Origin of the sequence: Streptomyces sp. NPDC058620, from assembly GCF_042717135.1 — a bacterium.
Lineage (GTDB): Bacteria > Actinomycetota > Actinomycetes > Streptomycetales > Streptomycetaceae > Streptomyces.
This window is the reverse complement of sequence record NZ_JBHXQO010000107.1, coordinates 1-10400: the sequence shown is the minus strand read 5'-3', so window position 1 is coordinate 10400 and position 10400 is coordinate 1. Positions and strand designations below refer to the sequence as shown.

7 protein-coding genes are annotated in these 10400 nt (G+C 74.2%); 5 read left to right on the top strand and 2 right to left on the bottom strand.

Annotation, left to right across the window (positions count from 1 at the left end; translation table 11 throughout):
- Positions 1-1671, bottom strand: a 1671-nt coding sequence (locus ACFWSK_RS36885; protein WP_383796328.1) for a DUF5691 domain-containing protein, incomplete at its 3' end; no start/stop codon positions are given.
- 77 nt (positions 1672-1748) lie between these two features.
- A complete protein-coding gene (locus ACFWSK_RS36880) occupies positions 1749-3140 on the bottom strand; it encodes an SWIM zinc finger family protein (RefSeq protein ID WP_383796326.1) in 1392 nt (463 codons plus the stop codon).
- A 118-nt stretch (positions 3141-3258) separates the two neighbouring features.
- Here ACFWSK_RS36880 and ACFWSK_RS36875 point away from each other — a divergent pair, with 118 nt between their 5' ends.
- The 5 genes from ACFWSK_RS36875 to ACFWSK_RS36855 form a co-directional block, all read left to right on the top strand.
- Positions 3259-4371: an AAA family ATPase gene (locus ACFWSK_RS36875; RefSeq protein ID WP_383796324.1), complete on the top strand. Its 1113-nt coding sequence runs from the start codon at positions 3259-3261 to the stop codon at positions 4369-4371.
- Positions 4368-6698: a DUF5682 family protein gene (locus ACFWSK_RS36870; RefSeq protein WP_383796321.1), complete on the top strand. Its 2331-nt coding sequence runs from the start codon at positions 4368-4370 to the stop codon at positions 6696-6698. The genes ACFWSK_RS36875 and ACFWSK_RS36870 overlap by 4 nt, the downstream gene beginning before the upstream one ends.
- Positions 6695-7939 (top strand): VWA domain-containing protein, encoded by a 1245-nt coding sequence (locus ACFWSK_RS36865; RefSeq protein ID WP_383796318.1) that lies wholly within the window; start codon positions 6695-6697, stop codon positions 7937-7939. Before ACFWSK_RS36870 ends, ACFWSK_RS36865 begins: the two co-directional genes overlap by 4 nt.
- A 103-nt stretch (positions 7940-8042) precedes the next feature.
- Positions 8043-9074, top strand: coding sequence for a hypothetical protein (locus ACFWSK_RS36860; RefSeq protein ID WP_383796315.1), 1032 nt, complete (start codon positions 8043-8045; stop codon positions 9072-9074).
- Between the two features lie 106 nt (positions 9075-9180).
- Positions 9181-10400 (top strand): hypothetical protein (locus ACFWSK_RS36855; protein WP_383796313.1); only part of this gene is annotated, 1220 nt, incomplete at its 3' end.

Here is a 10400-nt window from a genome sequence, read left to right as displayed (position 1 = left end):
GGTCAGCTCCCTGTCCATGGCCGAGCGCAGACGCAACGTGGAGACCAGGCGCTGGAACGCCTCCGACCAGTAGCCACCCGCCCCGGGTGAGGCGCCTTCCGGCTCGTCCGGCGTGGTGGTGAGGACTTCGAGCCGGTCCGCCTCGGCCGGGTTCAGACAGCGCTCCGCGAGACCCATCACCCCGCTGAAGCTCCATGGGTAACTCCCCGCGTCCCGGGCTATGTCGAGGGCGTCGACCACCGAGCTGCCGAGCGGCTCAGCCCAGGGCACCGCACAGACGCCGAGCAGCTGGAACGCCTCCGACAAGCCGTGCGCGGCGATGAAGTCGGCCACCCAGAGGGCCCGTTCCTCGCTCGGCAAGGTGGCGAGGAGCTTCGACCGCTCGGCGAGCGAGGCCGTCCCGGGGCCGTTCGCCGGGGGTGTCGAGGGGGTGCCGAGCAGGGCGCGGGCCCACTCCGGGTCGCGTTGCCGCACCGCGGCCCGGCACCAGGCGGCGTGCAGTTCCTCGGTCCAGCCGTCGGCTACCGGCAGCCCGACGATCTCCTCTGTGGAACGCCCGCCGAACCGCTCCCGCCAGGTGGTCAGCGGGGTGGCCTCCACCAACTGGCCGAGCCACCAGGACCGTTCCCCCCGCCCCGCCGGAGGAACCGGTACGACGCCGTCCCGCTGCATCGACGCGTCGCATTCGTGCGGGGCCTCCACCGCGATGGACGCGCCCTCGCCCGTACGGTCGGGGTTCACGCAGGACGTGGCGCGCGCGGCCATGCGCTCGGCGAGGGCCGAGTGCGGCAGCGTGGACAGCAACTCGGCGGCCGTCGCCCGGACATTGCGGCTGCGGTCGGCCAGCGCCTGCTCCAGGAACTCCTCGTCCGCGCCGGAAAGACCGGTCCGCAGCGAGTCGAGGAACATCAGCCGGTCCTCGGCGCGCTCCGTGGACCAGGTGGTGGAGAGCAGGGCGAGCGCGGCAGCCGGCTCCCGTCTCCGTACGGCTCCGAGGAGCGCGACCCGTTCGGCGAACAGGCCCTCCTCCCACAGCAGCCGCACCGCGTCCGGGTCCGTCGCGACGGACGGGAGCGAGCCGCCCGGGGCGCCGCGCAGCGCGAACTTCCACTCCGGGTTCATCCTGGCGAGCCACAGCCCGCGCGGTCCCGCGAAACCCAGGACGTGCGCACGGAGGTCCGTGCGCGCCCGCGCGGCGTCCAGCAGAGCCGGCAGCACGACCGCCGGTGCCCGGAACCCGTGCTGGTTGGCCGCGGCCAGCCACTGCGGAAGGAGCTCCGTGAGATCGGGAGCCGTGCCGCGCCGCCCGCCGCCCCCGGACGGGGCGGAGCGGTCGGCGAGCAGCTGGACGAGTCGGCGCCGGGCGGCGGCGGGGAGCGGCGGGCGCGGGTCGGATGGCGCGGGCTCCGGCCGCCCGGCCGCCTCTGCCGGCAGCAGCCCGGCTCTGCGGCGCACGGTGTGCAGCGCCGCCGCGTCCAGCAGGGCGACCGGTCCGTCGGCGCCCCCGGGCCCGGGGGCCGGCGGGCGGCGGTCGGTGCCGAGCAGCGCCGAGGTGACGAGCTCCTCCCACGGCATCGTCGTGGCCGCGTGCGTGGCGGCCGTGTGTGTCGTGGGCGTGTGTGTTGTGGGCGTGCGTGTCGTGGTGGCGGTGGTCGTACGGGGTGGGGTCATCGGTCCCGTCCAGGTGTCAGGGAGTCACGGAGCCGGATATCCGGTTCACGGGTCCAGGGTTTGCGGGGCCGCACGCGTCAGATGAGCGGAACGGGCTGCCCCTCGCTGTCGTCGTCGGCGCTCGTCGTCCAGGCCGCGAGCGGGGCGAAACCGTGGTGTCCGCACTCGCCGAAGACCGTGACGGGTCCGCCGCCCGACAGCGCGACGAGCTTCCACAGCCCCGGCCCGGACAGTGCCGAGGGTGTGAGGGGCAGGGCCGATGTGCCGTCCGCGTCGGCCAGTTGCCACCCGCCGCCGGACGGCGTGGGTATGACATCGCGCAGCGTCACCGGCCAGGAGTCCAGCCAGGGATCGTCCCGCAACGCGTGCCCGTAGGCCGCGAGCGCCGCGTCCGTCGGCCCCCCGGCCGGTGGCGTCCCCCTCGTGGCGGGCGGATCGAACTGCCGCCCCAGCTCGGCCCGTGGCTGCCCGGCGCCCGGAAACGGCGTGAGCTCGGCGTCGAGCGTCACACCCACCGGGAGGGCCTGGCCGGGGGAACGCCCCGCCGCCCCGAAGGAGAGCAGCAGTGCGGTGCGTCCCGACTCCCTCCCGTACAGCCAGATGCGGCGGGTGACGATCTTGCCGTCCGGTGTGTCGTACTGCGCGAGGACCAGCCAGTGGTCACGGACCGGAGTCCCGTCGGCGGCGGCGGTCAGTCCCACGCGCGTACGAACGGTCGCCGCCAGCGGTGTGGGCAGCCGGTCGACGCCCAGCCAGGCGGTGTCCAGCAGGTGGAGCAGCGCGCACTCCTCCAGCAGCCGCACCGGCCACCCCGGCCCGGAGGCGGGTATCGCGCCCAATTCCCTTACGCGCGCCGCGAGTCCGGGGGCCTGTGCGTCGACCATGCGGGCGGCGGTCTCCTCCCACAGCCCGTACCCCGCCTGATCGGCCGCGGCGAGCCCGCCGCGCAGCAGATCGGCCAGGCGCTGCTCCAACTCCTGTGCGCCTGACGTGATCCGCGCCGCCCGCCGCTCGGCGCGCCGCCTCGCCGCCTCCGGATCGGCCGGGCCGGAGGCAGGAGTCCCGTCGGCGGCGGACTGCTCAGACGCGCGCTTGCGGCGGCCGTCCAGCCACTCCCGGGCCCAGTCCGGGGCCTCACCCGGCAGCGCGGACGCGCCGTCGGACGCCCAGAGCAACAGCAGTCCCAGCGCGTGCTTGCAGGGGAACTTCCGGCTCGGGCAACTGCACTTGTACGCGGGCCCGGCCGTGTCGATCACGGTGCGGTACGGCTTGCTGCCGCTGCCCTTGCACAGCCCCCATACCGCGCCCGCGGCCTCGTGGCCGACCTCGGACCACGGGCCGGCCGAACCCAGCTTGTTCCCGGCCTTGCGTGATGCTTCGTCAGGAGCCAGGGCCTGTACCTGCTCCACCGTCCAGCGCGCCACCGGATCAGAGGTGCGCGAGGGTTCTCCCCCGTGAGATAGCAGCATGGGAACGACGGTAGGGCGCACCACTGACAATCGCCTCTGACCTGCGGCGGAGGCCGATTGTCAGTGGCATGGTGCACGGTGGGAACCACATCGGGCCGAACGATCCGGAGGGGGATCCATGACCGTGTCCGCAACCACCGCCGCCGTCGCTAACGAGGCTCTGCGACCGCATGCCGAGGATGCTTTCGCCGACGAGCTGAAGGCGCTCGCCGCTGCCGACGACCGGCCGAGGCCGGTCCGTTGGAAGCTCTCGCCGTGGGCCGTATCGACCTATCTGCTCGGCGGCACGCTCTCCGACGGGACGGTGATCACACCGAAGTACGTGGGTCCGCGCCGCCTCGTCGAAGTCGCCGTGACCACGCTCGCCACCGACCGGGCCCTGCTGCTCCTCGGCGTGCCGGGTACCGCCAAGACCTGGGTCTCCGAGCATCTCGCCGCCGCCGTGAGCGGCGACTCGACCCTGCTCGTCCAGGGCACGGCGGGCACGCCGGAGGAAGCCGTCCGCTACGGGTGGAACTACGCCCAGTTGCTGGCCCACGGACCCAGTCGTGACGCGCTGGTTCCCAGCCCCGTCATGCGGGCCATGTCCGAAGGCATGACCGCCCGGGTCGAGGAGCTGACCCGCATCCCCGCCGATGTGCAGGACGCGCTCATCACGATCCTGTCGGAGAAGACGCTCCCCGTGCCCGAGCTGGGGCAGGAGGTCCAGGCCGTCCGCGGCTTCAACCTCATCGCCACGGCGAACGACCGCGACCGCGGGGTCAACGAACTCTCCAGCGCGTTGCGCCGCCGCTTCAACACCGTCGTCCTGCCGCTTCCGGCCACCCCCGACGACGAGGTGGACATCGTGTCCCGTCGCGTGGACCAGATCGGGAGCTCGCTCGACCTGCCGGCGGCCCCGGACGGCCTCGCCGAGATCCGCCGTGTGGTCACCGTCTTCCGGGAGCTGCGCAACGGCATCACGACCGACGGCCGCACCAAGCTCAAGTCGCCCTCGGGGACGCTCTCCACGGCGGAGGCCATCTCAGTGGTCACCAACGGGCTGGCGCTCGCCGCCCACTTCGGCGACGGCGTGCTGCGGCCGGGCGACGTGGCCGCGGGCATCCTCGGCGCGGTCGTCCGCGACCCGGCAGCCGACCGCGTGGTGTGGCAGGAGTACCTGGAGACGGTCGTCCGGGAACGGGACGGCTGGAAGGACTTCTACCGCGCCTGCCGTGAGGTCTCCGCATGACGGGGGTCGCCGCGTCCGCCGGGCCGCTGCTGCTGGGGGTGCGTCACCACGGCCCCGGGTCCGCCCGAGCGGTCCTGGCCGCGCTGGAGGCCGCCCGGCCGCGGGTCGTCCTCATCGAAGGCCCTCCCGAGGGCGACGCGTTGCTGCCGCTCGCCGCGGACGAGCAGATGAAGCCACCGGTCGCGCTGCTCGCCCACGCCGTGGACGATCCGGGCCGGGCCGCGTTCTGGCCGATGGCCGAGTTCTCGCCCGAGTGGGTGGCGATCCGCTGGGCCCTCGCTCACGAGGTCCCGGCGCGCTTCATCGACCTGCCCGCCACGCACTCGCTGGCCCTCACGGAACCCGGGACCGAGGAGCCGCCGGGCTCGCCCGCCGTCGACCCGATCGGCGTACTCGCCGAGACCGCCGGGTACGACGACCCGGAGCGCTGGTGGGAGGACGCCGTCGAGCACCGCGCCCCCGACGGCGGTGCGGGCGACCCGCTGGCACCCTTCACCGTCCTCGCCGAGGCCATGACGGCCCTGCGCGAGGTGTACGGGGACGGCGGCCATCCCAGGGACGCGGTCCGCGAGGCGTACATGCGCATCCAGCTAAGGGCCGCGCGCAAGGAGTTCGGCGACGACATCGCCGTCGTCTGCGGCGCCTGGCACGTTCCCGCCCTCGCCGCGAGGACGACGCTCGCCGCCGACAAGGCCCTCCTCAAGGGCGTCCCGAAGGTCAGAACCGAGCTGACCTGGGTGCCCTGGACCCACCGCAGGCTCGCCCGGCACAGCGGATACGGCGCGGGGATCGACTCGCCCGGCTGGTACGGGCACCTCTTCGGCGCCCCCGACCGGCCGGTCGAGCGGTGGATGACGAAGGTAGCCGGACTCCTGCGCGACGAGGACCGGTTCATCTCCTCCGCCCATGTCATCGAAGCCGTCCGGCTCGCCGGAGGTCTGGCGGCCGTACGGGGCCGCCCGCTGCCCGGCCTGACCGAGACGACCGACGCGATCCGAGCCGTGATGTGCGAGGGCTCCGATGTGCCCCTGGCCCTCGTGCGGGACAGGCTCGTCGTCGGCGAGACGCTCGGAGAGGTGCCGGACAGCGCCCCCGCCGTCCCGCTGCAACGTGACCTGAACCGGCAGCAGCGCACCCTCCGGCTGAAACCGGAGGCGTCCGAGCGCGAGGTGGAGCTCGATCTCCGCAAGGACACCGACGCGGCCCGCAGCAGGCTCCTGCACCGGCTCCGCCTCCTCGACGTGGGCTGGGGGGACCGCGCCGCCGGCCGGGGGAGCACGGGCACCTTCCGGGAGACCTGGCGGCTGCGCTGGGAGCCCGAACTGCACGTACGGGTCGCGGAGGCGGGTGTCTGGGGCACTACCGTGCTCTCCGCCGCGACCGCCAAGGCCGAATCGGAGGCCGTTACGGCCACCGCACTCGCCGATGTCACCGCACTCGCCGAGCGCTGCCTGCTCGCCGAGCTGGCCGACGCGCTACCCGTCGTCATGAACGCCCTCGCCGACCGGGCCGCCCTGGACGCGGACGTCAGTCATCTGGCGGAGGCGCTGCCGGCCCTCGCCCGCTCACTGCGGTACGGGGACGTGCGGGCCACGGACACGGCCGCGCTCGGCGCCGTCGCCGTCGGGCTCGCCGAGCGGATCTGCGTGGGCCTGCCCCCGGCCTGCACCGGTCTCGACGCCGACGGAGCCGAGGAACTGCGCCGCCGGATCGACGGCGTGCACACCGCCATCGGGCTGCTCGCCGGAGCCGTGTCCGCGGACGGGCTGCGCGAGCGGTGGGCGGACGTGCTGCGCAAGCTGGCCGCCAGGGACACCGTCGCCGGCGTCATCCGGGGGCGCGCCGCCCGGCTCCTGCTCGACGACGGCCGGCTCACCCAGGACGAGGCCGCGCGGCTCATGGGCCTCGCGCTGTCGCCCGGCACGCCTCCCACCGACGCCGCTGCGTGGATCGAGGGCTTCGTCGGCGGAGCCGCGGGCGGCGGCATGCTGCTCGTCCACGACGAGCGTCTGCTGAGCCTGATCGACGCCTGGCTGACCGGTGTGCGGGCATCGGCGTTCACCGACGTGCTGCCCCTGCTGCGGCGCACCTTCTCGGCCTACGAGCCCGGCGTGCGGCGCACCTTGGGAGAGCTGGTCCGTCGCGGCCCGGACCCCGAGGGGCCGCACCGCGGCAGCGCCGAGGCATCCCCGTCCGGCTTCGGGCCGGGGCTCGACGAGCCGCGGGCGGACGCGGTGGTGCCGGTGCTCCGCCTCCTGCTCGGCCTCGACGCCGAGCCCACTCCACACAACGACCGGACCGAGCGACCGCTGGGGGCGACGGCATGACCACCCGCACCGTGACGACGACGGAATCGGAAGGGCCGGAGGGGGCGGAGACGCCCACGGGGGCCTCCGCCCACGAGGAACGGCTGCGGCGCTGGCGGATGGTGCTGGGCGGCGACAGCGCCGAGAGCACGGGCTGCACCCTCACCGGCCGCGATGTCGCGATGGACGGCGCACTGGCCGCGCTGTACGGCGGCGGGGGCAAGCCCGCGGGCCGGGGCGGCTCGGAGCGCTCGGGAGGACTCGGCGCGTCCGCCCCGTCCGTCGCCCGCTGGCTCGGCGACATCCGTACGTACTTTCCCAGTTCCGTCGTCCAGGTCATGCAGCGTGACGCGATCGACCGGCTCGGGCTGTCGGCGCTGCTGCTGGAGCCGGAGATGCTGGAGGCCGTCGAGGCCGACGTCCACCTCGTCGGCACCCTGCTCTCGCTCAACAAGGCCATGCCGGAGACGACGAAGGAGACGGCACGAGCCGTCGTGCGCAAGGTCGTCGACGATCTGGAGAAGCGGATCTCCACCCGCACCAAGGCGACACTGACCGGAGCCCTGGACCGTTCGGCGAAGATCAACCGGCCGCGCCACCGGGACATCGACTGGGACCGGACCATCCGGGCCAACCTCAAGAACTACCTGCCCATTCCCGGAAAGGACGGCGCCGGCACGGTCATTCCGGAGCGGCTCATCGGGTACGGACGCGCGTCCCGGGCCGTGAAGAAGGACGTCATCCTCTGCATCGACCAGTCGGGTTCCATGGCGGCGTCCGTCGTCTACGCCTCGGTGTTCGGGGCGGTGCTCGCCTCCATGCGCACCCTGGACACCCGGCTCGTCGTCTTCGACACGGCCGTCGTCGACCTCACCGACCAGCTGGACGACCCGGTCGACGTCCTCTTCGGTACGCAGCTCGGCGGTGGCACGGACATCAACCGGGCGCTGGCCTACTGCCAGTCGAAGATCACCCGCCCCGCCGACACCGTCGTCGTCCTCATCAGCGACCTCTACGAGGGCGGCATCCGCGACGAGATGCTCAAGCGCGTCGCCGCGATGAAGGCGTCCGGTGTGCAGTTCGTGACGCTGCTCGCGCTCTCCGACGAAGGAGCGCCCGCGTACGACCGGGAGCATGCCGCCGCCCTCGGCGCTCTGGGGGCGCCCGCCTTCGCCTGCACCCCCGATCTCTTCCCGGACATCATGGCGGCGGCGATCGAAAGGCGCCCACTGCCCATACCGGACAAGGAGACGCATCAGTAACAGGGGACTTGCGCGACCCCCGGAGGTTCGTGCAAGCATCGACCCGTCGCCCGCGGAGGATTGCATTCCGCAGTCCGCACCTTCTGGGAAGGCTCACCCCGACATGACCACCGCCGCAGCCCGTACGGCTGACGGCCCGCGCCCCGCGCGCGGGACCGCAGACCGACGCGCGCTGCACGTGGTGCTGTTCCTCGGGGTGCTGTTCGCGCTCGGCCTCCTCTTCGGGGGCGGGGGCGAGGCACACGCGACGCAACGCACCGTTCCGGAGCCCCCCGTTGCCGGACCGGCGATCGCGGCGGAGGCGGACACGACGGCGGGGCGGGCCATGGACCGCGCCGAGGAGCCCGTACGCACGGCGGCCGAGCAGCCGGGGGAGGCCGCGGACCGGCCGACGGTCTGGTCGTCACCGTCCCGGTCCCTCACCACGGCAGCGGCCGGGCGGGTTCGGGACGCGAGCCCCGAGCCGGCGCGTGACGGGGGCCCGGCTCCCGCCGCGGTTCCGGAGCGCGTGCGGAGCACGGTCGCCGAGAGCGTGCGAGATGCCGACCGGCCCGTACGGACCGCGGTCGCACAGTCCGCCCACGCGGTTGTCCGTGACACCGTTCAGGGCACCGCCCGGAGCACCGTCCAGCGATTCACCGGCGTCCTCGGCTCCACCACCGGCGCACTTCCGCCCCTGCCTTTGCTTCCGCACCTGGTGCCATCCGCACCGTCCGTACCGCCCGTGCCCTTGCTGCCCGGCACCACGGACGCTCCGCCCGTCGTCCCCTCGGACGGCGAGGCGGCTTCCGCCCAACCCGGCACCGCACCACCCGGCAGCGGCGGACAGGCGGCGGCGCAGACCTCCTCCAGCGGTTCCCACACCCCCCTGGCCGGTGCGGTCGTGGTCAGCGATGGCACGGACCGGGCATTCGCGCCGGATTCGTGGCAGGGAGACGGCCGTTCGCCGGTCGATCCCAGTGGCGGCCCCGGCCGTACACCGGCGGCGGAGACCCACACCCCGCGCAGCGGCGATCAGCAGGCCGCACCGGTCGCGCACGGGCCCTCCTTCGGACTGGTACGCGGCGCCGGCCTCCCGGCGACCGCCGCCCCGGTCCGCGACCGATCGGACGAGATCCTCGAATTCCCCGGCTAGGGCAGGCCGTTCCCCGCCTCGACCTGCCGCGCGGGGGCGGATCAGGTCTGCCCGCCGTCCGGAACGCTCCGGACCGCCGATCGAATTCGAAGGATCTGACACACACATGCACAAGAACATGCGCCGTTCCATAGCCGTCGCCGCCACCGCCACCGGAATGTGGGCCCTCGGCACCGCTGCGGCCAGCGCTGACGAACTGCCCGTCTCCGTACCGCTGTCCACCCCGGACCTCGCTGCCGAAGCGACGGACGCGGTCAACGGGATCGACGGCGTCGAGGCCCTCACGGACACCGTCCGCGCCACGGCCACCGAGGCCGGGGAGGCCGCCGGTGCCGGCACCGAGGCAGTGAAGTCCGCCGCGGCGGACAGGACCGCTCCGGCCGCCGGTCAGGCACGCGAGGCCACCGCCACGGTGACCGGCAAGGCAACCGGCGCCACCGAGCGCCTCACCGCCCGCACCGGCCTCCCGGCCGGCCAGGACCTCCGGGCCGCGAAGCACGCACTCGACATCCAGGACGCAGCCGGCGCCCGGGACCTGCCCGACGCCCAGGACGTCCCGTCCGCGCAGGACATCCCCGCCTGGGCGCTCTCCGCCTGGGGCCAGCCCTCGCACGACCTCCCGGCGGTCCCCGAGACCGAGATCGACTACCTCTTCGGTCCCATCGAGCAGATCCCGGGCTACGCGCAGGAGACGGCCCCCGCCGTCCTCGGCGCCACCCAGGGCACCGCACGCGGCACGGCCCGGACGGCGGCCGCCCAGGCCGGCCCCGCGGTCGGCCAGACCTCGGACGCCGTGCTCCCGCCCATCGCCGGACAGGCCGTCTCCGCGCTGCTCCCGGTCGTCGGCCAGGCGCTCGGCGACATCGGCTCGCTCGTCGAGGGTGTCGTCGGTGAGGCCGGCCCCTTCGCCGATGGCGTCGTCGGCCACACCGTCACCCCGTTCGCGCAGGGTGTGGCGGGCGAGGCGCAGCCGCTGGCGTACGGCGTGGCCGGTGCGGTCCAGCCGTTCGCCGCGGGTGTCGTCGCCGACGTGCAGCCCATCGTCGACGGTGTCGTCGCCGACGTACGGCCGCTGGCGGACGGCGTGACGAAGGATGCCGTCGCCCCGTTCGCGCAGGGGGTCACCGCCCAGGTGCGGCCGCTGGCGCAGGGCATCGGCGGGCAGACCCGGCCGTTCGCCGGCGGGCTGGTCGGCGTGGCGGGCGACAGCGCGCGTCCGGCCGCGGAGAACGCCGCGTACGGAGCGGCCGGTCTGACGTCGGTCGCTCCCGCCTTCGTGACCGACGCCGCGGACTCCCTCACCGTTCCGGAGTACCCGGCCCACCC

Coding starts and splice junctions, on each gene's coding strand:
- ACFWSK_RS36875 (WP_383796324.1), top strand. CDS start 3,259: ATGACCGTGTCCGCAACCACCGCCGCCGTCGCTAACGAGGCTCTGCGA.
- ACFWSK_RS36860 (WP_383796315.1), top strand. CDS start 8,043: ATGACCACCGCCGCAGCCCGTACGGCTGACGGCCCGCGCCCCGCGCGC.
- ACFWSK_RS36865 (WP_383796318.1), top strand. CDS start 6,695: ATGACCACCCGCACCGTGACGACGACGGAATCGGAAGGGCCGGAGGGG.
- ACFWSK_RS36880 (WP_383796326.1), bottom strand. CDS start 3,140: ATGCTGCTATCTCACGGGGGAGAACCCTCGCGCACCTCTGATCCGGTG.
- ACFWSK_RS36870 (WP_383796321.1), top strand. CDS start 4,368: ATGACGGGGGTCGCCGCGTCCGCCGGGCCGCTGCTGCTGGGGGTGCGT.